Below are 23,006 nucleotides of genomic sequence, written 5' to 3' on the forward strand. Positions count from 1 at the left end.
TGTTACTTCCAGCCCTTGAGGAGCTTGCGGTAGGAGTCGCCGGTCGTCTTGACGGCCTTCTCCGGCGTGGCCTGGCCGGTGAGGACCTTGGTGTACTCGGTGACGAGCGGGGCGAAGAGGCTGCCGGTCTCCGGGATCCAGGGGCGCTCGACGGCGGTCTCGACGACGGGCTTGAAGAAGCCGACGATCTCGTTGTCGACGACGTCCTGCTTGGCGTAGGCGGAGGTACGGGTCGGCAGGAGGCTCAGCTCCTTGGTGACCTTGGCCTGGGTCTCCGCGGACGTCATGTAGTCGACGAAGGCGTAGGAGGCGTCGAGGTTCTTGGAGCCCGCGTAGACGGCGAGGTTGTGACCGCCCTGCGGGGCGCCCTGCGCGGCGGAGCCGGCCGGGACCGGGGCGACGCCCAGGTTGGCCTTGTCCTTGAACTCCTTGCCGGCGAGGGTGTCGGCGACGGCCCAGGGGCCGTTGATCATCATGGCGACCTTGCCGTCCTTGAAGGACGCCTGCATGTTCTCCCAGCCGTCCGTGGCATCGGTCTCGGCGGCGCCCGAGTCGACGAGGTCCTTGACGACCTTCATCGCCTTGACGCCCTGGGGGTTGTCGATGGTGACGGTCTTGGCGGAGGCGTCGACCATGTCGCCGCCCTCGCCGTACAGGAAGGAGAGGAACCAGTAGGCGTCGTCGCCGCGCAGGTACATACCGGTCTTGCCGGTCTTGTCCTTGATCTTCTTGGAGACGGTCTTCAGCTCGTCGACGGTCTTGGGGACCTCGACACCGGCCTCCTTGAAGATCTTCTTGTTGTAGAAGATGCCCATGGAGTCGATGACCTGCGGCACCGCGTACGTCTTGTCCTTGTACTTGGTGGACGCGGCGGCCTGCTTCAGGAAGTCGTCGGAGTTCTTCAGCGCGGCGGTGCCGTCGAGCGGGGCGAGGTAGCCGAGGTCGGCGAACTCGGGGGTCCAGGCGACCTCGGAGCGGATGACGTCGGGGGCGTCGGAGCCGGACTGGGCGGCGTTCTTGAACTTGTTCTGCGCGTCGCCGAAGGGGACGTTGACGTACTTGACGTGGACCTTCGGGTGCTTCTTGGTGAAGTCCTCGGCGATCTTCTTGAAGACCTTGTCCTCGCTGCCCGCGGTGGAGGTGTCCCACCACGTCACGGTGCCGGAGAGCTCGCCCGAGCTCTTGCTCGTGCCGTCGGACTCGCTGTCGCTGCCGCAGGCGGTCGCCGCGAGCGCCAGGGCCGCGACCAGGGCGGTGGCCGTTATGCCACGTCGCATCTGAACTCCTTCAACTGCCGTACCGCTCCGTCGCGGCGCCGGGTCGACGAGAACGTAACAAGGATGAAAGAACGCCGAAAGAGTTTGCGGAAGATTTCTGCAAGCGCCGACGATCGTTACATTCGCGTGTCCTCACGGTTGCCGTCAAGCCCCTTGACGGCCGACGTCTCTCCCTGGCAGGGGCAGGCCACGGCCCGTAAGCCGTGCGGTGCGACGATCGGACCGCCGTCCGCAAACCCGGTTCGCAAGAGCTTGCAAGAGCTTGCCGGAAATCCACCGCCGGCCGCCGCAGGAGTGCGGCCGTCCGATTCATGTGCATGGTGGGCAATCCGACATACGCCCGGTACAGTCCACTTCCATGACCGCACGGCTTGCCGATATCGCAACTCAGGCGGGGGTCAGCGAAGCGACGGTCAGCCGCGTACTGAACGGCAAGCCCGGTGTTGCAGCGGCCACCCGCGAATCCGTTCTCGCCGCGCTCGACGTTCTCGGCTACGAACGGCCCGTACGGCTGCGCAGGCGCAGCGCGGGGCTGGTCGGGCTGATCACGCCCGAGCTGGAGAACCCCATCTTTCCCGCCCTGGCCCAGGTCATCGGCCAGGCGTTGACGCGGCAGGGCTACACACCGGTGCTGGCGACCCAGACCCCCGGCGGCTCCACCGAGGACGAGCTGACCGAGATGCTGGTCGACCGCGGTGTCTCGGGCATCATCTTCGTCTCCGGACTGCACGCCGACACCTCGGCCGACATGCAGCGCTATGAGCAACTGCGCGCCAAGGGTGTCCCGTTCGTCCTGGTCAACGGCTTCTCCCCCAAGGTCCAGGCGCCGTTCATCTCGCCGGACGACCGGGCGGCGATGCGGCTCGCGGTGACGCACCTGGTGTCGCTGGGGCACCAGCGGATCGGACTGGCGGTCGGCCCGAAGCGGTTCGTGCCGGTCCTGCGCAAGATCGAGGGCTTCCACGCCACGATGCAGGAGCAGTTGGACCTCGCACCGGACGAGGTGGAGGAGCTGATCCAGCATTCGCTGTTCACTCTGGAGGGTGGCCAGGCCGCGGCGTCGGCGCTGATGGAGCGGGGCTGCACGGCGGTGGTGTGCGCGAGCGACATGATGGCGCTCGGCGCGATCCGGGCCGCCCGCCGGCTGTCGATGGAGGTGCCGCGCGACCTGTCGGTGGTCGGCTACGACGATTCGCCGCTCATAGCGTTCACCGATCCGCCGCTGACCACGATCCGTCAGCCGGTGACGGCGATGGGCCAGGCCGCCGTGCGTACGCTCCTGGAGGAGGTCGGCGGCACGCCCGCCCCGCACAGCGAGTTCGTCTTCATGCCCGAACTGGTCGTTCGCGGTTCAACGGCTGCCGGCCCCGGGCCCGCTCCGGCCCTCACCGCCTGAGGTGACCCGACGGGCTCCGGCCCGCCCAGGATCCCATGCCCGTTCCCGGCGCGCAGTTCGGGCACTCGTTCCCGGCACGTGTGATGTGCGGCCCGGACCCGACCGGAGGATCATCGGGCGGAGGGGCAATTTCTGGCAGACTCTGTGCCTATGGGTGAATTGAGCGTGACGTCGCAGGAAGGCCGGCCGGAGGCCACCCCGTCACCCGTCGTGGACGAGGCGGCCCCCGCGGCGAACCCGAAGCGGAACACCGGACGGCGCAACAGAGGCCCGGCGAGAATGCGTTCCCTGCGCTGCCCCCGCCGGCCGCGCATCTGGTTCGAAATCCTGCTCGTGGCGGCCAGTTACCGGGTGTACTCACTGGTCCGCAACGCCGTCCCGGAGCAGCGGACCGCGGCCCTGCGCAACGCCGACTGGATCTGGTCGGCGGAGCGGCACCTGGGCATCGCCGTGGAGCAGACGGTCAACCACGCGGTGAATTCCGTGACATGGCTGATCGTCTCGATGAACTACTACTACGCGACACTGCACTTCGTCGTCACGGTCTGCGTACTGGTGTGGCTGTTCCGCTGCCACCCCGGCCGTTACGCGGCGGCCAGGCTGGCCCTGTTCGCGACGACGGGTGTGGCGCTGCTCGGTTACTACCTGTACCCGCTGGCGCCGCCCCGTCTCATGAGCGGCGGTCACTTCATCGACACCGTCCTGGTCCATCACACCTGGGGTTCGATGGCCTCCGGCAACTTCAAGAACATGTCGAACCAGTACGCCGCGATGCCGTCGATGCACATCGGCTGGTCGCTCTGGTGCGGTCTGACCGTCTTCGCACTGGCCTCCGCGCCCTGGGCGCGCCTCCTGGCCCTGCTCTACCCGACGCTGACCCTGGTCGTCATCGTGTCGACCGCCAACCACTTCTGGCTGGACGCGCTGGGCGGCATGACCTGCCTGGCCTTCGGTCACGCGGTGTCGTACGCCTGGTACGGCTCGCTGCCGCACCACCTCACGAAGCGGGTGCCGCTGCCGGGCGGGAGGGCGCGGCTGGCCTGCCTGTCCGCCGGTGCGCCGGTCCGGACGCCGCATCCGGCGGCGGACGCGGCGGCGGCCCGCCGCTGAGGCCGCGCCCGGCCCGCCCGCCAGGGCCTCACCCGCGGTGCGCCACGCGTCCCCCGCACACCGTCAGCCGCACCGGCGCCTCCCCCAGCTCGTCCGCGGGCGCGGTCACCGGATCCAGCCCGAACGCCGTCAGATCGGCCCGGTGGCCCACGGCGATCCGGCCCGCGACGTCCTGCTCCCCGGCGGCGACCGCCGCGTGCGAGGTGCAGCCCTCCAGCGCCATCAGCCCGGTCAGCGCCTGCTCGGCGGTGACCGGCTCGGTGTCGTGCGCCCCGGGCAGCCGCCGCAGCCGGGCCGTGGCCAGCACCTGCCGTACGTCGTAGTGGGCGATCGGCCAGTCGGAGCCCAGCGCCAGGTACGCCCCGGCGTCGCGCAGGTCCCGGCAGCGCCAGGCCCGCCCGGCCCGCTCGTCGCCGAGCCGCCTGGACCACTCGTCGCTGTGGTCGGCGCGGGTGTAGGCGGTGTGTGTGGGCTGCATCGAGGCGATCACCCCGAGCTCGGCGAACCGGGCGGCCAGGCTGCCGGGCACGGTCTCGATGTGCTCGATGCGGTGACGGAGCCGGCCGCCCTCCCCCAGCGCCTCGACCGTGTCCAGCACATGGCGCACGGCAGCGTCCCCGATGGCGTGCGTGGCGGTGCGCACCCCGGCGTGGTGGAGTCGGTGGACGGCGGCGGTGTACGCCTCGGGGTCCGGCCAGAACGCCTCGGTGCCCTCCCCGTGGCAGTCGGCGTGCTCCAGCCACGCGGTGCCGCCCTCGACGGTGCCGTCCATGAAGAACTTGACGCCGCCGACGCGCCAGAGCCGGCCCGCCTCGCTCTGCAGCCGTACCAGCCCGTCCAGGGCCTCCCCGTCGGCGCCCGGCATGCACCAGGGGGCCAGCCGCAGCCGGACGGGCAGGTCCGTCTCCTCCTCCACGGCGGCCAGCAGCCCGGGTACGGAGCCGTCGGCCAGGTCCATCACATGGGCCCCGGTGAGACCAGTGGCGGCCATGCCGGAGAGCAGCTCCACGAGACGGGTGCGGCGCTCCGCGTACGAGGGCCTGGGCACCTGTCGGCCGACCAGGTCCATCGCGGCGTGCTCGATCAGGTGCCCGGTGGGGCGGCCGTCGGGGCCGCAGACGACGGTGGAGCGCTGGGCGAAGGAGCGCGGGCCGGTGATCCCGGCGCGTTCCAGGGCCACCCCGCTCGCCAGGGCGGAGTGCCCGTCGTAGAGCCGGATGAAGGCGGGGGCGCCGCCGATGGCGTCCTCGATGAGGGCCCGGTCGACGGGCCGGCCGCCGAAGGCGTTGTGGTCCAGGCCCCAGGCGACGATCCAGCCCTCGGTCCGTTCGGCCGCCGCCAGCGCGGCACGCAGCTGGTCGAGGTCACGGACGGCGCCGAGGTCCGTGCCGGTGGTCATCTCCAGGCCCCAGACGGGGTGGCTGTGCGCGTCGACCAGGCCGGGGGTGAGGGTGGCCCCGGACAGATCGATCCGCTCCGTGCCGTTGCCGCGCCACTCGCGCAGCCCGGCCTCGTCGCCGACCGCGGTGATCACCCCGTCCTTGACCGCCACGGCGGTGGCCTCCGGCCGGGCCGGATCGAGGGTGCGGACACGGGCTCCGGTGAGGAGGAGATCGGCTGCGGACACGGTGGGACTCCTTAGACGGTGGTGGAGGCGGTGGTGGCGGGGGCGGGGGCGGTCTCGGCCCCGGGCTCCTGCGGCGGAGCCGTCGGCGGCTCGGCCGCGAAACGGGCGTACACCTCGGGCTTGTTGCGCTTCAGCCGGTGGGCGAGTGCGAGTCCGGTCAGGAAGACCGCGGGCACCAGCGAGACGAGCACGATGTTCACCCCGGTCGAGGCGCCGGAGAACAGGTCGACATGGTCGGTGACCAGGAAGATCGCGGCTGCCAGCAGCACGGCGGCGACGACGGGCGCGACGACGGTGCGGAATCTGCCCTCACCGTGCGCGAACCGGCGGAAGTAGAGCGGTACGGCGATGGCGGCCAGCAGTTGGAGCAGCATCAGGCCGAGCATGCCCGGGGTGTTGACCCAGAGCAGCAGTTGCGCGTACGGGTCGGCACCGGCCGCCGCGAAGCCGATGACGATCACGGCTCCGAGGGCGATCTGGGCGAGCCCGGCCACGTAGGGGGAACGGTGGCGGGGGTGGATGCGGCCCAGGGCCGCGGGCAGCACCCCTTCCTCGGAGAGCGCGAGTCCGTACCGGTTGATGGCGTTGTGGAAGGCGAGCAGCGAGGCGAGGACGCTGGTGACGATGAGGATGTGCATCAGGTCCGCGGCCCAGGAGCCGACGTAGTGGGTGATGGCGGAGAAGAAGAGCCCGCCCGGGTCGGTGGCGGCGGCCTCGACCACGTCGGCGTCGCCGAACGCCTGGATGACGGTCCAGACGATGAACGCGTAGAAGAGCCCGAGGAAGGCGACGGCGATGTAGGTGGCGCGGGGAACGGTACGGTCCGGGTTCCGTGCCTCGCGCCGGTAGATCACCGTGGACTCGAAGCCGGTGAACGCGGCGAACGCGCAGGCCAGCACGGCCGCCGTGCCGGGCACGAGGACATGGCCGGGGGTGAAGGAGGCGAGTGAGATCCCGTCGGCTCCGCCGTCCAGCAGCACGCCGCCGGCGAGCAGGACGAGAATGCCGGTCTCGGCGACGAGCAGCACCCCGAGGACCTTGGCGCCGAAGTCGATGGAGCGGAAGCCTCCGTACCAGACGATCAGCAGTCCGGCGAGGGAGATCGGCAGCCAGGGGAGGTCGATGCCCCACAGGGCGTGGGCGGTGTCGGCGGCGGTGGAGCCGAGCAGTCCGTAGACGCCGATCTCCATGCCGTTGTAGCCGAGCATCGCGATCAGGGCGGAGGCGATGCCGATGGGGCGGCCCAGGCCCCGGGTGATGTACGCGTAGAACGCGCCGCCGCTGCGGACGTGGCGGCTCATCGTGGTGAACCCGATGGCGAAGATCGCGAGCGTCACACCGGCCAGCAGATAGCCGACGGGGGCACCGATGCCGCCGAGCAGGATGGCGATGGGGGCGACTCCGGCCATCACCGTGAGCGGGGCGGCCGCCGAGATGACGAAGAACGCGATGTCGGCGGTGCCGAGGGTGCCTCTTCCGAGGGTTGGCGCATCCATGTGAAAAGGGGAGCCCTTCTGCGACTGGCGGGGCAGGACCGGCGGCCAAAAACCTAAAGGCTTTCGGTTTTGCGCAATGTAGCCTCACCCACGGGCATCCGGGAAGACCTTCCGGTGGACACACGTCAGGAGAACCACGCATGGGACGGCCGCGCACACCGCTGCTGGACCGGGAGCGCATCACCACCACGGCGCTCGAACTCATCGACGAGCAGGGCGAGTTCAGCGTCCCGCAGATAGCCCGCAGGCTCGGGGTGCAGACCGGGTCGCTCTACCACCATGTGGACGGAAGGGCCGGCGTCGTCGAGCTCATCCGGGAACGGGTGTGCGCCGCGATCGACTCCGCGACCCTCGACGTGGAGCCCTGGGACGCGGCCATGACGGCCTGGGCCCGCTCCTACCGCGGCGCCTTCGCCGCCCACCCGCGCGCGATCCCGCTGCTGACCACGTCACCGGTGCGCGCCCCGAAGGTCCTGGACCAGTACGAGCGGGCGGTCCGGCTGCTGCTGGGCGTCGGCTTCGCGCTGAGCGAGGTGATGACGGTGATCACCGCGCTGGAGAACCTGGTCCTGGGCTCGGCGCTGGACCTGGCGGCCCCGGAGACGATGTGGGAACTCCCCGACGACACCACGACCCCACGCCTCGCACAGGCACTGGCGGCGGTGGGTACGGGCCGGGCGGACGCGGCCTTCGAACTGGCGCTGGGCGCGTTCATCGGGCACTGCCGCGGGCTGCTGGACGCGAAGGAGGCGTGACGGCGCGGGTACGCGGTGGCGCGGCGCGGGTGCGCGGTGGCGCGGCGCGGGTGCGCGGTGGCGCGGCGCGGGTGCGAGTGCGAGTGCGGGTGCACGGGTGCGCAGTGGCGCGGCGCGGTCACGCCGGTACGCGGTGGCGCGGCGCGGGTGCGAGTGCACGGCGCGGGTGCGGGTGCGCGGTGGCGCGGCGCGGTCACGCCAGTACGCGGCGGCGCGGCACGGTAGCGCCGGTACGCGATGGCGCGGCACGGTCACGCGAGTGCGCTTCCACGCGGCACGGCAAAGCCGGTACGCACCCACGCGGCGAGGTCACATGGGCACGGGCACTCCGCCTCACGCCCCGTAGAACCGCTCCTCCACCACCGCCCGCGCCCGCCGGGTGATCCGCCGGTAGTCGTCCAGCATGTCCCCGACGTGCCCCGGCTCGTACCCCAAGTAGCGCCCCACCGCGGTGAGTTCACGCGGACCTGACGGGAAGGTGTCGCCCGGCCGGCCGCGTACCAGCATCACCGCGTTGCGCACCCGGGTCGCCAGCACCCACGCCTCGTCCAGCGTCGCCGCGTCCTCCCCGGAGATCAGCTCCGCGGCGCAGGCCGCGGCCAGCGCCTCGCGGGTGCGGGTCGTCCGGAGCCCCGGCTCCACCCAGCCGTGCTGCATCTGCATCAGCTGGACCGTCCACTCGACGTCGCTCAGACCGCCGCGCCCCAGCTTGGTGTGGAGCGTCGGATCGGCACCGCGCGGCAGCCGCTCGGACTCCATCCGGGCCTTCAGCCGCCGGATCTCGCGGATCGCGTCCTCGCCCAGGCCCTCCATCGGGTAGCGCAGCGGATCGATCAACTCGATGAACTCACGGCCGAGTTCCAGGTCCCCCGCGACCGGCTCGGCGCGCAGCAGCGCCTGGCTCTCCCAGACCAGCGACCAGCGCCGGTAGTAGGCCTCGTACGACGCCAGCGTCCGCACCAGCGGCCCGCTCTTGCCCTCCGGGCGCAGATCCGCGTCGATGAGCAACGGCGGGTCGGCGGTGGGAAGTTGGAGCAGTCGGCGCATCTCGGAGACCACCGCGTTCGCGGCCCGGGCCGCCTCCTGCTCGTCGACGCCCTCGCGCGGCGAGTGGACGAACAGCACATCGGCGTCGGAGCCGTAGCCGAGCTCGTGGCCGCCGAACCGGCCCATGCCGATGACCGCGAACCGGGTGGGGAGGGTGTCCCCCCACTGCTCGCGCACCGTGGCGCGCAGGGCGCCCGCGATCGTGACGGCGTTCAGATCGGTGACGGCGTTGCCCACCCGGTCGACCAGGGTCCCCGGATCCTCCTCGGCCGGGCTCTCCTCCGTACCGTACGAACCGATGAGGTCCGCGGCCGTGGTCCGGAACAGTTCGCGCCGGCGTACCGCGCGCACCACCGCGACGGCGGACTCGGCACCGTCCGCGCGCCCCACCGCGGCCAGCACCTCCTGCTCCAGGTGCTCCCGGGTGCGCGGCTTCAGCCCCTGCGGGTCGCCGAGGAGCGCCACCGCCTCCGGGGCGCGCAGCAGCAGGTCGGGGGCGAGCCGGCCGGCCGACAGGACCCGGGCGAGGTTCTCCGCGGCGGCGCCCTCGTCCCTCAGCAGCCGCAGGTACCAGGGGGTCTTGCCGAGGGCGTCGGACACCTTGCGGAAGCCGAGCAGCCCGGCGTCCGGGTCCGCGGAGTCGGCGAACCAGCCGAGCAGCACCGGCAGCAGGGTGCGCTGGATGGCGGCCTTGCGGGACACCCCGGACGACAGCGCCTCCAGGTGCCGGAGCGCGGCGGCCGGGTCGGCGTAGCCGAGCGCTTCGAGCCGGTGTCCGGCCGCCTTCGCGCTGAGCCGGGACTCACCGGGCGCGAGCTGGGCGACGGCGTCGAGCAGCGGCCGGTAGAACAGCTTCTCGTGCAGCCGCCGCACCACGGACGCGTGCCGCTTCCATGCCTGGTTGAGCTCGGTGATCGGGTCCGTGCGCATCCCGAGGGAGCGTCCGAGCCGCCGCAGGTCGGGGGCGTCCTCCGGGACGAGATGGGTGCGGCGCAGCCGGTAGAGCTGGATGCGGTGCTCCATGGCGCGCAGGAAGCGGTAGGCGTCGTCGAGTTGCGAGGCGTCCACGCGGCCGACGTAGCCGCCCTCGGCGAGTGCGCGCAGGGCCGCCAGCGTGGTGCCGCTGCGCAGGGTGGGGTCGCTGCGGCCGTGCACCAACTGGAGGAGCTGTACGGCGAATTCGACGTCCCGCAGCCCGCCGGGGCCGAGCTTGATCTCGCGGTCGACCCGGTCGGCGGGGATGTTGTCGACGACGCGGCGGCGCATCTTCTGCACGTCGGGGACGAAGTTCTCACGGTCGGCCGCCTGCCAGACGAGCGGCGAGACGGCCTCGACGTACTCCGCGCCGAGCTCGGGGTCGCCGGCCACCGGCCGGGCCTTGAGCAGCGCCTGGAACTCCCAGGTCTTGGCCCAGCGCTGGTAGTACGCGAGGTGCGAGGACAGGGTGCGGACCAGGGGGCCGTTGCGGCCCTCGGGACGGAGGTTGGCGTCGACGGGCCAGATGGTGCCCTCGACGGTCGTGTCGGAACAGATCCGCATCATGTGCGCGGCCAGCCGGGTGGCGGCCTGCACGGCCGCACTCTCCTCGAAGCCGTCGATGGGTTCCGCTACGAAGATCACGTCGACGTCGGAGACGTAGTTCAGCTCGTGTCCGCCGCACTTGCCCATCGCGATGACGGCGAGCCGGCACTGGGCGGCGTCGGCGGGCGCGGCCGTACGGGCGATGGCGAGCGCCGCCCGCAGTGTCGCGGTGGCCAGGTCGGCCAGCTCGGCGGCGGCCTCGGCGACGTCCGTCGTCCCGCACACGTCACGGGCCGCTATGGCCAGCAGGCAGCGGCGGTAGGAAACGCGCAGCGAGTCGGGGTCGTCGGCCCCGGCGAGACCCTGCTCGAACTCGGCCACGCCGGGGTGGAGATCGGTGGCCTCGTAGGTGACGAGGGCCTGCCAGTCGCGGGGATGGCGGGCGAGGTGGTCGCCGAGCGCCTCGGAGGCCCCGAGCACCCCGAGCAGCCGGTCCCGCAGCGGTTTGGCGGTGACCAGCGTGTCCAGCAGGATCTGGCGCTCGTCCGCCTCCTCGGCCTCCACCAGCCGGGCGAGCCCCCGCAGGGCCAGATCGGGGTCGGCGGTGGCGCCGAGCGCTTCGAGCAGGACCGGGTCGGCGCGTACGGAGGACAGCTCGGGCAGGTCGAGGAGCCGCTCGGCGGCGGAGGGGTCGGTGAAGCCGTGCCGCAGCAGTCGGGTGAACGTGCTGCTCCTGCGCCCCGGCACCGTCGTCATTCCGTGCTCTCCCGCTCGCCGCTCACACACCACCCAGCGTTCCGAGCCTAGCCCGGCACCGATGAATTCGGTGCGGGTGCGCGGTCTGCACTTCGCAGACACGATCTACTCAGGACCGGACCGGGAGGCCCCTCATGACTGGATTCGAACCCTACGCCGAGCTGGACGGCGACTACAGCGACAAGAACGCGACGGCCTGCCCGTGGCCGATGGCGAGGGACCTGCTGACCGGGGCGGAGCTGTACTGGCTGTCCACGGTCCGCCCGGACGGCCGCCCGCACGTCACTCCGCTGATCGGGGTGTGGGCGGACGGCGCGCTGCACTTCGCCACCGGTGCCGAGGAGCGCAAGGCCCGGAACCTGGCCGCCAACCCCGAGGTGGTGCTGACGACCGGCACCAACACCCTGGCGGAGGGGCTGGACGTGGTGGTCGAGGGACCGGCGGAACGGGTGACGGACGAGGGCCGGCTGAGCCTGCTGGCCACGGCGTGGGAGGCGAAGTACGGCCCGGAGTGGCACTTCGACGTCCGGGCCGGCACGTTCGTGAACGCGGGGCACACGGCGCTGGTGTTCCAGGTGCGCCCCCGCAAGGTCTTCGGCTTCGGCAAGGGCGCCCGCTTCAGCCAGACGCGGTGGCGGTTCAGCTGACCGTGTCGCCCCCGCGGGGGCCGGCCGGGCCGGGTCTGGTGGCGATGACGACGGTGGCGTACAGCTCCTCGGAGCGGACCACACACGGGGTCAGGCCGCTGCGGGCGACGGTCTCCTCGGCCCGTGCCGCCTGCCGTTCGCTCGTCTCGACCAGCAGGTGCCCGCCCGGTGCCAGCCATCGCGGGGCCTCGGCGGTGACCCGTCGCAGCACGTCGAGACCGTCGAGGCCGCCGTCGAGCGCCACCCGCGGTTCGTGGATGCGGGCCTCTGGGGGGAGCAGCTCGACGTCGTCCGTGGGTACGTACGGCACATTGGCGAGCAGGATCTCCACCCGGCCGCGCAGCGATCCGGGCAGCGGTGCGAAGAGGTCGCCCTCGTACACCTGGCCCGCCCCGCCGATGTTGCGGCGGGCGTACCGTACGGCGGCGGGTTCGACGTCCGCGGCGTGCAGTTCGGCCCGGCCCAGTCGCGCGGCGAGCGCGGCGCCGAGCGCTCCCGAGCCGCAGCAGAGGTCGACGACGACCGCTCCGGGCCCGGCGAGGGCGGCGGCCTGGCGGACCAGGAACTCGGTGCGGCGGCGGGGTACGAAGACGCCGGGGCCGACGGCGATCCGCAGGCCGCCGAACTCGGCCCAGCCGAGGACGTGTTCCAGGGGGAGCCCGGCGACCCGCCGTTCGACCATGGCGGCGACCTCGGCGGGGCCGGTGGCCGTGGAGAAGATGAGTTCCGCCTCGTCCTCGGCGAATACGCAGCCGGCGGCGCGGAGGGTGGTGACGACGGTGGAGACGGCGGACGGTGTGGTGGGAACCGGCATGAGCGGAGCCTTTCGGAGAAGCCGATGGGCGCTCCGCAGCCGCACAGACCCTATGTCGGGTCGACCACGCGGTCGCGAGGGATGAGCACCCAGCCTGATACAGCGGTAATGGGTCTCACCTCCTCGGTCGGTCCCCGTGCGGGGATGCGTCACACTACACCGGTCGCCGGACGGGCACCGGCCCCGCCGCCCCGCTCAGCGCGCGGGCCCCGCCACCGCCACCGGTGACGACCCTCCCTCCACGGCCAGCCGGGGTGTGCCCGTCCCGTCCGCCGGCACGGTCCAGACGTCGCTCCCCCGGCCCGACTTGCCCGGCAGCGCGTACGCGAGCGTGCCGTCGTCCGTCCAGGCCGCCTGGTCGTCGACGCTGTGCTGTTCCGCGAGCGGGGTCTCCCGCATGGTCCGCAGGTCGAGTACGTACAGCCGCCAGGGCGCGGCCGCGTCGTCGGAGACCTTCTTCTTGAAGGCGAGCCGGGTGTTGTCGGGCGAGAGGGAGGGGCATTCGACGTTCTGCCGCAGCGCCTTCGCCGTCCAGTCCCGCATGTTCCCCTCGACGAGGTAGGTGCGGCCCTTGGTGGAGACGGTCGCGTAGAAGCGGTTGTCGTCGCGGGCGAAGGTCACGCCCCAGTAGTTGACGTCGGGGGCGTGGTAGCGGGCGCCGTCGATGGTGAGCTGGATGTTCTCCATGGACTTGATGAGGTAGCCGGTGCGCAGATCGAGGATGGCGGTGCGGGTGGAGAAGGAGGTGGTGGCGTACGAGTCGCCGGTCGCGAACACCGTCCAGGACAGCATCCGTCCGGAGGCGGAGACCCGGGCGCGGGTGGGGACGCCCGGCACGGTGATCCGGCGTTTCTCGCGCAACTGCCGGTCGAGGACGATCGCGTACGTCTTCGGCAGCACCCCGGGCCTGGCGCGCAGGCAGAGCGCACCGTCCTGCGAGGCGTAGAACCGGTCGCAGGCGGGCCCGCCGGTGGTCCGGGCCGCGGAGGTGCGGGCGCCCGCGGTACGGACTTCGCGGTTGCCGGCCGACGGCTGGTGGGCGACGCGTCCGCTGGCCGTGTCGCGGAAGTACAGCGCGGGCCCGGTGAGGGCGAACGAGGCGTCGGCCTCGGTCCGTTCGCTCTCGGCCCGCTGCCGCGCGTGCATCACGTACCCGACGGAACCGCCCGCGAGGAGCAGCACCACGGCCACCACGACGGCGATCCGGGCCCGGGGACCCAGCGGGTTCGCGGTTCCGGGGAACCTGGCACTCATGCGGTCCGCCTTTCGGGGATCTGGGCTCCCGGCTCTTCGGGAGCGGGGGTGCCGAAGGGGTCACGGGGCAGCAGGGCCCAGCCGCCCGCGAGGGCGAGGAGCAGGGCCGCGAGCGCCGCCCACAGCGCGGGTCCGGGCCCCCACAGGGTCCAGGCGGCGCCGAAGCCCGCCGCGGCGAGCATCCGGGCCAGTGCCTGGCCGGTCTGGAGCACGGCGAGTCCGGCCGCCCGGCCGTCGGCGGGCAGCACGGGTCCGGCGAGGGCCATCAGCACGCCGTCGGTGGTGGCGTAGAAGACGCCGAGCAGCGCGAGGACGGGCACCAGGAGCGGCAGGGCCGGTCCGCCGGCGGGGGTGAGGAGTGTGGCGTACACGCCGAGCAGGGCGAGGTGTCCGTACAGGAACGGCAGCCGCCGGCCGATCCGGTCGGCGATCCGGCCGGCCGGGACGGCCAGCAGCAGGTAGCAGGCGGCGGCGCCGAGCGGCAGCAGCGGGAACCAGCTGACGGGGAGGTCGAGTCGGCGCTGGAGCAGGAGGTAGACGAAGGCGTCGCCGACGGTGGCGGCACCGAGCAGGGAGGCGGCCGCGAGGATCCGCCGGAAGGCGGGGTCGCGCAGGGCCGTGAAGGCCTTGCGTCTGCGGGGAGCCGGGGCCGGGGGCACCGGTGCGGGCGGGTGCGCGGGGACGTACAGGACGAGGAGCAGCACCCCGAGCAGGCCGACGCAGAAGCTGACGACGAACACCGAGTCGTAGGCGTCGGCGGTCGCCCAGAGCAGGGCGAACGCGGCGAGCGGGCCGAGCAGGGCGCCCGTGGTGTCCATCGCCCGGTGCACGCCGAAGGAGCGGCCGAGCGCCTCGGGCGGGCTGCTCAGGGTGATCAGCGCGTCGCGGGGTGCGGTGCGGATGCCCTTGCCGACCCGGTCGGTGGCGAGGGCGGCCGCGATCCCGGCGGTGGCGCCGCCCGCGAGCAGCAGGCCGATCCGGGAGAGGGCGGAGAGGGCGTAGCCGAGCCCGGCGACCCGCTTGTGTCCGCGGCCGCGGTCGGCGGCGTACCCGCCGAGCAGTCGTACGACGGCGGCGGCGCCGTTGAACAGGCCGTCCAGGAAGCCGAATTGGAGGGGTGAGAGACCGAGTCCGAGGACCAGGTAGAGCGGCAGCACCGCGGTGACCATCTCGGAGGAGATGTCGGTGACGAGGCTGACCGTGCCGAGTGCGAGGACGGTGCCGGGGACCCGCCGGCCCGCCCCGACGGTGCGGGGCGGGGCCGGCGTGTCCCGGCGGCCTGTGGTCGCCAGGTACATCAGTGGCAGGTGTACTTCGGGCTGGTGTCCTTGTTCTTGCCGTCGGTGCCGACGTAGTTCCAGCTGTAGCCGGAGTCGGTGAAGTCCATCTTCAGGACGCCGTATTCACCGCTGATCCGCTTCTGGCTGTTGGGCTGGACCTCCTCGATGGGGTAGGGCTCGGCGCCGCCCATCCCGCCGACGATCTCGGTGATCCCGTCGGCGACGGCCTTCCCGTCGGGGTTCTGCGGGGCGAACCGCTCGTAGTGGTGGTCGTGTCCGTTGAGCACGAGGTCGGCCTTGGCCCCGTAGAGGATCTTCCAGACCGGCCTGCTGACCGGGTCGTTGCCGTGTCCGCCCGAGGAGTACAGCGGGTGGTGCCAGTAGGCGGCGATGCACGCCTTGCCGTTCTTGGCGAGGTCGGCCTTGAGCCAGTCGATCTGCGCGCTCTTGTCGAAGGAGTTGGAGTCGAGGGCGATGAAGTGCCAGTTGCCCTCGTCGTAGCTGTAGTAGCTCTTGCCCTGGGGATACGCGATGGCCCCGAAGTACGCCTTGTAGCCGGCCAGCGCCCCGGCCGGGTCGTACGTCTCGTGGTTGCCGGGGACCGGGCGCGTCCTGTCCTTGAAGGCGCCCCAGGTCTTGTCGTAGTAGGCGCGGAAGTCGGCGATCCGGGCGTCGTCGTACTGGCTGTCGCCCATCGTCAGATAGAACTTCGGGTTGATCTTCTGAGCCAGCGCCGCGGTCTTGGGGTGGGCGCAGTCGCTGTCGGACGCGGTGCACTGGGCGGCGATGTCACCGGCGGCGACCACGGTGAAGGCGCCGGTCTGCGGGGGTTCGCTGCCGGCGGTGCCGTAGACCTCCACCTCGTGGAGCGAGTACCCGTAGGCGGTGCCGCGCGCGGTGCCGTACACGCGCAGGTAGCGGCCCTTTCCGGAGAGGGAGGCCCAGTCGTCGGTGCCGCCGTTCCCGGCCGTCTCCTCGGCGAGCCGGGTCCAGTTGGTGCCGTCGGCGGAGATCTCGATCCGGTACGCCTTGGCGTACGCGTCCTCCCAGCTCAGCGTGACCCGTGTGACGTCGGCACCGGCGCCGAGGTCGACACTCAGCCACTGCGGGTCCTTGCCCTCGACGCTGGCCCAGCGGGTGGCCGGGTCGCCGTCGAAGGCGTTCTGCGGTCCGAATCCGGAGCCTTCGTCGGAGGAGGAGGAGGCGGCCTTGCCGCGCGAGATGAGGGGGTCGGCGGCGGCCCCGGCCCGTTCGGGGTAGGCGAGCAACAGGCCGCCGACGAGGACGAGTACGGCGGCGAGGACCACGCCCACCGTACGGCGCCGCGTGGGCGTGAGAAGCAAAGCTGAGCCGTTCGGATGCATCCCTGGACTCCTGGCCTTGTGGGGGTGGCGAGAGCTGGGCATCGGTACGTGTCGGCCCCGCACTCCCGGCCGGGGCGAGTGACGGGGACCCGGTGGCCGGGCCAGAGCTCTCACTGAGCGCGTCATGCCCGCACGACGGACACCGCGCCAAGCCACCGCCGGGAATGCTAGCGAACAGTAAAGTTTCCTACCAGTCCCCCAACTGGCTTCACTCCACGGCCTGTTCGGCATTCCGACGTTCGGTGATCCGGCGTTCGGCATTCTGTTCGACGACGAGCGGGCGACGGCCGGACAGAGACGCCGGTGTACACATCCGTCCGGCGTCGTCGATGTCGGACGCGGATGCCGGACGCCTTCCGATCCGTAGCTCTGCGCAGATCGGCCGCGGACGGCCATTCCGATCGCCGAACCGCACCGTCGGCACCGTCACCCGAACGGCGCAATATGACGTGCCACCCACATGGGTGAAAGCCAAGCTGACTAGTGCCCCAACCGAGGTAATTCGTGAAAGGGGAACCACATGCGCATTCGACGAATCCTCGCCGCTGCCCTCGCCACGGCAGCCCTCGCCGGACTCGGCCTCACAGGCATCGCCAACGCCACCGCACAGGGCGCCCCGTCCTACGTCACCCCCTCCCAGTGCAGGCAGGGCGGCGGAACGCCCGATCTGGCGGACAACCTCTGCAAGGGCGGTATGCACAACGGGGAACGGATCGACTGAACCCCACGAGGCGCTCGGCCAAACCTCACAAGGCGCTCCGCGGCCACGCGCCGCGGGGCGCTCCCGCGCGAGCGCAGCGAACTGCCGGGGTCCGCGCGGCCGTGGGCCGCACCCGAGGGGGTACACAGACGGCCCAGGGCGTCCAGAACGGTTTCGGGCCGACGGTGTCGCACCGTCGGCCCGAAACCGCGAGCACTGGATCCATAACCTCTGACCAGGGATTACAGCACCGGCAGCAGTGCCTTCAGCTCGAAGGCGGTGACCTCGGAGCGGTACTCCTCCCACTCCTGCTTCTTGTTGCGCAGGAAGAAGTCGAAGACGTGCTCGCCAAGCGTCTCGGCGACCAGTTCGCTCTTCTCCATCAGCGCGATCGCCTCGCCCAGGTTCTGCGGCAGCGGCTCAATGCCCATCGCGCGGCGCTCCGCGTCGGACAGCGCCCAGACGTCGTCGTCGGCGCCGGCCGGGAGTTCGTAACCCTCCTCTATGCCCTTGAGGCCCGCGGCGAGGAGCACCGCGTACGTCAGGTAGGGGTTGGCGCCGGAGTCGATGGAGCGGACCTCCACCCGGGCGGAGCCGGTCTTGCCGGGCTTGTACATCGGGACGCGGATGAGCGCGGAGCGGTTGTTGTGGCCCCAGCAGATGTACGAGGGGGCCTCGCCGCCGGCGCCCGCGGCGCGCGAGGAGCCGCCCCAGATGCGCTTGTAGGAGTTGACCCACTGGTTGGTGACGGCGGAGATCTCCGCCGCGTGGGTGAGCAGGCCGGCGATGAAGGAGCGGCCGACCTTGGAGAGCTGGTACTCGGCCCCCGACTCGTAGAAGGCGTTGCGGTCGCCCTCGAAGAGGGAGAGATGGGTGTGCATGCCCGAGCCGGGGTACTCGGAGAACGGCTTCGGCATGAACGTGGCCTGCACGCCCTGTTCCAGCGCGACCTGCTTCATCACCAGGCGGAAGGTCATGATGTTGTCGGCGGTGGAGAGCGCGTCCGCGTACCGCAGGTCGATCTCCTGCTGGCCGGGGGCGCCCTCGTGGTGGCTGAACTCGACCGAGATGCCCATCGATTCGAGCATGGTGATCGCCTGGCGGCGGAAGTCCATGCCGACGTTCTGCGGGGTGTGGTCGAAGTAGCCGGAACTGTCGGCCGGGGTGGGGCGGCTGCCGTCCACCGGCTTGTCCTTCAGCAGAAAGAACTCGATCTCCGGGTGGGTGTAGAAGGTGAAGCCCAGGTCGGAGGTCTTGGCGAGGATGCGCTTGAGGACATAGCGCGGGTCCGCGAAGGACGGCGAGCCGTCGGGCATGAGGATGTCGCAGAACATCCGGGCCGTACCGGGGGCCTCCGCGCGCCAGGGGAGGATCTGGAACGTGCCGGGGTCCGGCTTGGCGATCATGTCGGATTCGTAGACCCGGGCGAAGCCCTCGATGGCCGAGCCGTCGAAGCCGATGCCCTCGTCAAAAGCCTGTTCCAGCTCGGCGGGGGCCACGGCGACGGATTTGAGGTAGCCGAGGACATCGGTGAACCACAGCCGTACGAAGCGGATGTCGCGCTCCTCAAGGGTCCTGAGGACGAATTCCTGCTGCTTGTCCATAGCCACATCCTTGCAGTTCAGACGGTCCGTGCACCACCGCCCGGGGTAGGGGAGAAGCTCCAGTATCACGACCCGGGATTTCACCCAGATTACGCACACGGAGTGGGATGGAGCACCCGGCCACCCACTACGATCGGCGCCCATGGCGCACCGGGGGTGGAGCGGCCTCGCGACGGCCCCGCGCACGCCGGTTCTCCCAGGGTCTCCCGTTCCGGTCCGGCCGGATCGCAACGACGGGCCCCGGCCTCCCGCCAGCCGTTCCCGCCCCTTCCCGAAGGACCTGACGACATGAGCTTCGACCCCAGGGCCCCCATGGCTCAGCAGCACGACGCCCACCGCGCGCGGCAGCGCCGCGACCGTGCCCTGGCCATAGGCCTGAGCGTGCTCGTCGTCGTGGGTCTGGCCGGCTTCGGCACCTACATGGTGCTGGAGACGTCCGAGGCGTCCGAGCCGAAGCAGGCCGCCCCGGCGGAGGACGCCAAAGCGCCCTCGGAGCGGCAGAAGCAGGAGAAGCCCGCCGACGGGTCGATCGCGGGGCTGCGGACGTGGGACGCGACGAAGCTGACCCGCAACCATGTCACCGGGACCGTCGCGTACCCGATGAAGCCTCCGGTCGGCGGTGACCACAACCCCGTATGGATGAACTGCGACGGCGAGGTGTACACCAAGGCCCTGCCCGATGTGAACGCCGTGCACTCGCTGGAGCACGGATCGGTGTGGGTGACGTACACGGACAAGGCCCCGGAGGCCGATGTGGCGAAGCTCGCCGAGCGGGTCGGCCGGACGCCGTACTCGCTGATGAGCCCGTACGAGGGCCAGTCGGGGGCGATCATGCTGACCGCCTGGGGCAAGCAGGTGACGGTGGACGGTGCCGACGACCCGCGGGTCGACGGGTTCTTCTCGCAGTTCGTGCAGGGGCCGCAGACGCCCGAGCCCGGTGCGCCCTGCACGGGCGGGCTGGGGGCGCAGTGACCGGTGTGGAACGTGTCCGGCGCGTGCGGTGGGCGGCCGGCTCCGCCGTGGCGCTCGCGCTGCTGCTCGCGGGCGTGGCGACGGTCGCCTCCGCGCGCGAGGACGGGGGCGGGGCGGACCGCGGCGCCGCCGCGCCGCGCACGCCCGCGGTGGAATCGGCGGACGCCGGGTTCGCCCGCGACATGGCGGTCCACCACCAGCAGGCCGTGGAGATGTCCTTCATCGTCCGGGACCGCACGAAGGACGAGGAGGTGCGCCGGCTCGCGTACGACATCGCCAATACGCAGGCCAATCAGCGCGGCATGCTGCTCGGCTGGCTGGATCTGTGGGAGCTGCCGAAGGTGGCCGCCGGGCAGGAGCCGATGGACTGGATGAGGGCCGGGCACCCGGGGCACTCGATGAAGGGCATGGACGGGACGGACGGCATGGCGGCCGGCCACCGGGCCCATGACGGCTCCCTCATGCCCGGCATGGCCACCAGGTCCGAGCTGGACCGGCTCCGTTCGGCGAGCGGCAGGGCGGCCGAGGTTCTGTACCTCCGGCTGATGACCGCACACCACAAGGGCGGCATCGACATGGCCCGCGGCTGCGCAGGGCTGTGCACCGTGCCGGCGGAGAAGCGGCTCGCCCGCACCATGGTCGAGGCCCAGCAGTCGGAGCTGGACGCGATGGCCGGCATGCTGGCGGCGCGAGGCGCGGGGCCCCGGTCCTGAAAGATTCCCCCCGGGCCGCAGTTGCACCCGAACGGGTGATAGCGGTCGCGTCCCCCGAACGGGCCCATGACGATGGGTTCGCTCGGGGTCGTACAGCATGCCCATCGGCACGCAGGAGGAATCCCCCATGACCACCGCCAAGGACATCATGCACACCGGGGCCACGTGGATCCCCGCGCACGAAACGCTCGACCGGGCCGCGCAGCTGATGCGCGACCACAAGGTCGGTGCACTGCCCATCTCGGCCAATGGCGAGCAGGACCGGATGATCGGCATCCTCACGGACCGGGACATCGTGGTCGGCTGTGTGGCCATGGGCCACGACCCGTCGAAGATGACGGCGGGCGACCTCGCCCACGGCACCCCTCGCTGGATCGACTCGGAAGCCGATGTGGAGATGGTGCTGGAGGAGATGCAGACCCATCGCATCCGCCGGCTTCCGGTGATCGAGAACAAGATGCTGATCGGCATGATCAGCGAAGCCGACCTGGCACAGCACCTCACCGAGGAGCAGATCGCCGGCTGGGCGGAGCAGGTCTACGCGCGCGGCTGACCGCCCGCGCCGACCCGGCCCGCAGTCCTGCGCCGATGGCCCGGTGCCCCCTGTCCGAGGGGTGCCGGGCCATTGCGTCGCCCGCCCCCGCCGGAGCCCGTACCGCTGTGGCGAAACGTCTCCGCGCGCGCCGGATACCCGGCGGGGGTAGGGTGCTCGGCATGACCCTGAGTGGATGTGCGACATACGGACAGTTGCTGCTGTGTGTCTCGCTGCTCGTCGGGATCCTCCACCTTCTCAGGGGCGTCGCGGTCCGGGTCGCTCCCCTGCCGGGGCCGGGGCCCCGGCAGGACGGCGTCGGTCCCGCCCCGTTGTCGGTGCTGCGCATATAGAAGGGGGCGCGCCTCCCCCTCTCCCAGCAGACCGAAATACCGACAACACCCCGAGGTGCACTCCGCCATGCGCACTCCACCCACCCGACGCGCCGTGCTCGGCGCCGCTTTCGCCACCGCCGGCACGGCGGTACTGGCCGCCTGCTCCGACGCATCCGACACCGGCCACGGCCACGGCGGCAAGAAGACCGGCAGCGAGAACGCCGGTGGTACGAGCCACGGCGGCGTGAACCACGGGACCCCGCCCCGCAGGAAGTCCGATGACGGGTACGTCTCCCCCGACGGGGAGGAGGTCGCGGCGGCCGAGGCCGAGCGGGGCTCCGGCCCCGTACGGAAGATCGACCTCGTCGCCACCCCGTCCCGGCTCGATCTGGGCGACGGGCTCACCGTCGGCTCCTGGGCGTACGACGCCCGGCTGCCCGGCAAGGAGCTGCGGGTCACGATGGGCGACACCCTGGCCGTCAACTTCGCCAACCACCTGCCTGCGGAAACGACTCTGCACTGGCACGGGCTCAATGTGCGCAACGACATGGACGGGGTGCCCGATCTGACCCAGGCGCCCATCAGACCCGGCGCGGACTACGCCTACCGGTTCAAGGTCCCGCACGCGGGGACGTACTGGTTCCACCCGCACACGGGCGTCCAGCAGGACCGCGGACTGTACGCGCCGCTGATCGTCGACGACCCCAGGGAGCCCCTCAAGTACGACAAGGAGTGGGTCGTCGTCCTGGACGACTGGGTCGACGGGGTGGACGGCTCGACGCCCGACTCGGTGCTCCACGAGCTCAGCGGGGGCAGGGGCGGCATGGACCACGGCAGCGGCACGCACGGGGCCCCCGCCAAGCCCGCCAAGGGCCGCTCCGGACCCTCGCGGCTGACGAGAAACTCCTACAGCGAACTGCTCGAAAGCCACGGGGGCGATGTCGCCTATCCGTACTACCTGATCAACGGCCGCACCGCGAAGTCCCCCACCTCCTTCGCCGCCAAGCCCGGCGACCGGATCCGGCTGCGCATCATCAACGCGGGCGGCGACACCGCCTTCCGGGTGGCGCTCGGCGGCCACCGGATGACGATCACCCACACCGACGGCTACCCGGTCCGGCACAGAACGACGGACGCCCTGCTGATGGGCATGGGCGAGCGGTACGACGTGATGGTCACCGCCGGCGACGGGGTGTTCCCTCTGACCGCGCTCGCGGAGGGCAAGAGGGCCTCGGCGATGGCCCTGCTCCGTACCGGCCAGGGCAAGGCGCCCACCGCGTCCGTACGCCCCCGGGAGCTGGACGGAGAGCTGGTGGAGGCGTACGGACTGATGCCGGACGAGTCCGTGAAGCTGTCCTCGCGCGAGCCCGACCGGACCATCCGGTTCAGGATGACCGGCAACATGAAGGCGTACGACTGGGCCTTCGACCACGAGCCCTACAACCCCCACCAGCGCCATCCGGTGCGGGCGGGCGAGCGGGTCAGGCTGGAGTTCTTCAACGTCACGGAGATGTGGCACCCCATCCATCTGCACGGGCACTCGTTCGGCCTGGTGGGACCGGCGGGGCCGCGCCACCGGGCCACCCGGCGGGGCTCGGTCGACTGGGCGCGCAAGGACACCGCGATCATCCGGCCGGACAGCTCCCTGGCCGTCGAGTTCGACGCGACCAACCCGGGGCTGTGGATGCTCCACTGCCACAACATCTACCACTCGGACGTGGGCATGATGACGGTCCTGGGCTACCGCCGCTGAGGGCTGCCCCGACCCGGTTCCCGGCGGGCCGCTGCCCCGGTTCCGCGGCCCGC

At 71.6% G+C, this 23,006-nt stretch carries 19 protein-coding genes; 10 read left to right on the forward strand and 9 right to left on the reverse strand.

Features of this window, described 5'->3' with window-relative positions:
- Positions 1 to 2: 2 nt before the first annotated feature.
- Positions 3 to 1,277, reverse strand: coding sequence for an extracellular solute-binding protein (locus tag AB0D53_RS12650; RefSeq protein WP_362444151.1), 1,275 nt, complete (start codon positions 1,275 to 1,277; stop codon positions 3 to 5).
- A gap of 358 nt (positions 1,278 to 1,635) precedes the next feature.
- On the opposite strand from AB0D53_RS12650, the gene AB0D53_RS12655 reads away from it, so the two are divergent.
- A complete protein-coding gene (locus AB0D53_RS12655; protein WP_362444154.1) occupies positions 1,636 to 2,673 on the forward strand; it encodes a LacI family DNA-binding transcriptional regulator in 1,038 nt (345 codons plus the stop codon).
- A gap of 150 nt (positions 2,674 to 2,823) precedes the next feature.
- A complete protein-coding gene (locus tag AB0D53_RS12660; RefSeq protein WP_362444157.1) occupies positions 2,824 to 3,783 on the forward strand; it encodes a phosphatase PAP2 family protein in 960 nt (319 codons plus the stop codon).
- Positions 3,784 to 3,811: 28 nt separating this feature from the next.
- Here the strand turns inward: AB0D53_RS12660 and AB0D53_RS12665 are convergent, their stop codons facing one another.
- The gene (locus tag AB0D53_RS12665; protein WP_362444160.1) at positions 3,812 to 5,410 is read right to left on the reverse strand and encodes an amidohydrolase; all 1,599 of its coding nucleotides are present in this window, start codon (positions 5,408 to 5,410) and stop codon (positions 3,812 to 3,814) included.
- 11 nt (positions 5,411 to 5,421) lie between these two features.
- The gene (locus tag AB0D53_RS12670; protein ID WP_362444163.1) at positions 5,422 to 6,906 is read right to left on the reverse strand and encodes an APC family permease; all 1,485 of its coding nucleotides are present in this window, start codon (positions 6,904 to 6,906) and stop codon (positions 5,422 to 5,424) included.
- A 140-nt stretch (positions 6,907 to 7,046) separates the two neighbouring features.
- Here AB0D53_RS12670 and AB0D53_RS12675 point away from each other — a divergent pair, with 140 nt between their 5' ends.
- Positions 7,047 to 7,661, forward strand: coding sequence for a TetR/AcrR family transcriptional regulator C-terminal domain-containing protein (locus AB0D53_RS12675; RefSeq protein WP_362444166.1), 615 nt, complete (start codon positions 7,047 to 7,049; stop codon positions 7,659 to 7,661).
- 333 nt (positions 7,662 to 7,994) lie between these two features.
- Here the strand turns inward: AB0D53_RS12675 and AB0D53_RS12680 are convergent, their stop codons facing one another.
- Complete coding sequence (locus tag AB0D53_RS12680) at positions 7,995 to 10,985, reverse strand: bifunctional [glutamine synthetase] adenylyltransferase/[glutamine synthetase]-adenylyl-L-tyrosine phosphorylase (protein WP_362444170.1); 2,991 nt, start codon at positions 10,983 to 10,985, stop codon at positions 7,995 to 7,997.
- A 134-nt stretch (positions 10,986 to 11,119) separates the two neighbouring features.
- On the opposite strand from AB0D53_RS12680, the gene AB0D53_RS12685 reads away from it, so the two are divergent.
- Positions 11,120 to 11,632, forward strand: coding sequence for a pyridoxamine 5'-phosphate oxidase family protein (locus tag AB0D53_RS12685; protein ID WP_362444173.1), 513 nt, complete (start codon positions 11,120 to 11,122; stop codon positions 11,630 to 11,632).
- Here AB0D53_RS12685 and AB0D53_RS12690 read toward each other — a convergent pair.
- The 4 genes from AB0D53_RS12690 to AB0D53_RS12705 form a co-directional block, all read right to left on the reverse strand.
- Positions 11,625 to 12,446, reverse strand: a complete 822-nt coding sequence (locus AB0D53_RS12690) for a putative protein N(5)-glutamine methyltransferase (protein WP_362444176.1) — start codon at positions 12,444 to 12,446, stop codon at positions 11,625 to 11,627. The genes AB0D53_RS12685 and AB0D53_RS12690 overlap by 8 nt on opposite strands.
- Positions 12,447 to 12,641: 195 nt before the next feature.
- Positions 12,642 to 13,700 carry a hypothetical protein gene (locus AB0D53_RS12695; RefSeq protein ID WP_362444179.1) on the reverse strand — a complete coding sequence of 353 codons (1,059 nt, stop codon included), beginning with the start codon at positions 13,698 to 13,700 and terminating at the stop codon, positions 12,642 to 12,644.
- Positions 13,697 to 14,998, reverse strand: coding sequence for an MFS transporter (locus AB0D53_RS12700; RefSeq protein WP_362444182.1), 1,302 nt, complete (start codon positions 14,996 to 14,998; stop codon positions 13,697 to 13,699). Before AB0D53_RS12700 ends, AB0D53_RS12695 begins: the two co-directional genes overlap by 4 nt.
- A complete protein-coding gene (locus tag AB0D53_RS12705; RefSeq protein ID WP_362444185.1) occupies positions 14,998 to 16,344 on the reverse strand; it encodes a discoidin domain-containing protein in 1,347 nt (448 codons plus the stop codon). The genes AB0D53_RS12700 and AB0D53_RS12705 overlap by 1 nt, the downstream gene beginning before the upstream one ends.
- Before the next feature lie 520 nt (positions 16,345 to 16,864).
- Between AB0D53_RS12705 and AB0D53_RS12710 the strand changes: the two genes are divergently transcribed.
- A complete protein-coding gene (locus AB0D53_RS12710; protein WP_362444188.1) occupies positions 16,865 to 17,065 on the forward strand; it encodes a hypothetical protein in 201 nt (66 codons plus the stop codon).
- 221 nt (positions 17,066 to 17,286) lie between these two features.
- Here the strand turns inward: AB0D53_RS12710 and glnA are convergent, their stop codons facing one another.
- Positions 17,287 to 18,648: a type I glutamate--ammonia ligase gene (gene glnA / locus AB0D53_RS12715; RefSeq protein ID WP_072483343.1), complete on the reverse strand. Its 1,362-nt coding sequence runs from the start codon at positions 18,646 to 18,648 to the stop codon at positions 17,287 to 17,289.
- 288 nt (positions 18,649 to 18,936) lie between these two features.
- Here glnA and AB0D53_RS12720 point away from each other — a divergent pair, with 288 nt between their 5' ends.
- The 5 genes from AB0D53_RS12720 to AB0D53_RS12740 all read left to right on the forward strand — a co-directional run bounded on the left by AB0D53_RS12720 (position 18,937) and on the right by AB0D53_RS12740 (position 22,953).
- A complete protein-coding gene (locus AB0D53_RS12720; protein WP_362444191.1) occupies positions 18,937 to 19,620 on the forward strand; it encodes a DUF3105 domain-containing protein in 684 nt (227 codons plus the stop codon).
- 5 nt (positions 19,621 to 19,625) lie between these two features.
- A complete protein-coding gene (locus AB0D53_RS12725) occupies positions 19,626 to 20,333 on the forward strand; it encodes a DUF305 domain-containing protein (protein WP_362444194.1) in 708 nt (235 codons plus the stop codon).
- Positions 20,334 to 20,460: 127 nt separating this feature from the next.
- Positions 20,461 to 20,886 carry a CBS domain-containing protein gene (locus AB0D53_RS12730; protein WP_362444197.1) on the forward strand — a complete coding sequence of 142 codons (426 nt, stop codon included), beginning with the start codon at positions 20,461 to 20,463 and terminating at the stop codon, positions 20,884 to 20,886.
- A 161-nt stretch (positions 20,887 to 21,047) separates the two neighbouring features.
- Positions 21,048 to 21,218 (forward strand): hypothetical protein, encoded by a 171-nt coding sequence (locus tag AB0D53_RS12735; protein ID WP_362444200.1) that lies wholly within the window; start codon positions 21,048 to 21,050, stop codon positions 21,216 to 21,218.
- Between the two features lie 67 nt (positions 21,219 to 21,285).
- Positions 21,286 to 22,953 carry a multicopper oxidase family protein gene (locus AB0D53_RS12740; RefSeq protein ID WP_362444203.1) on the forward strand — a complete coding sequence of 556 codons (1,668 nt, stop codon included), beginning with the start codon at positions 21,286 to 21,288 and terminating at the stop codon, positions 22,951 to 22,953.
- The last annotated feature ends 53 nt before the right edge of the window (positions 22,954 to 23,006 follow it).

Source organism: Streptomyces sp. NPDC048295, assembly GCF_040652135.1.
Taxonomy (GTDB): domain Bacteria; phylum Actinomycetota; class Actinomycetes; order Streptomycetales; family Streptomycetaceae; genus Streptomyces.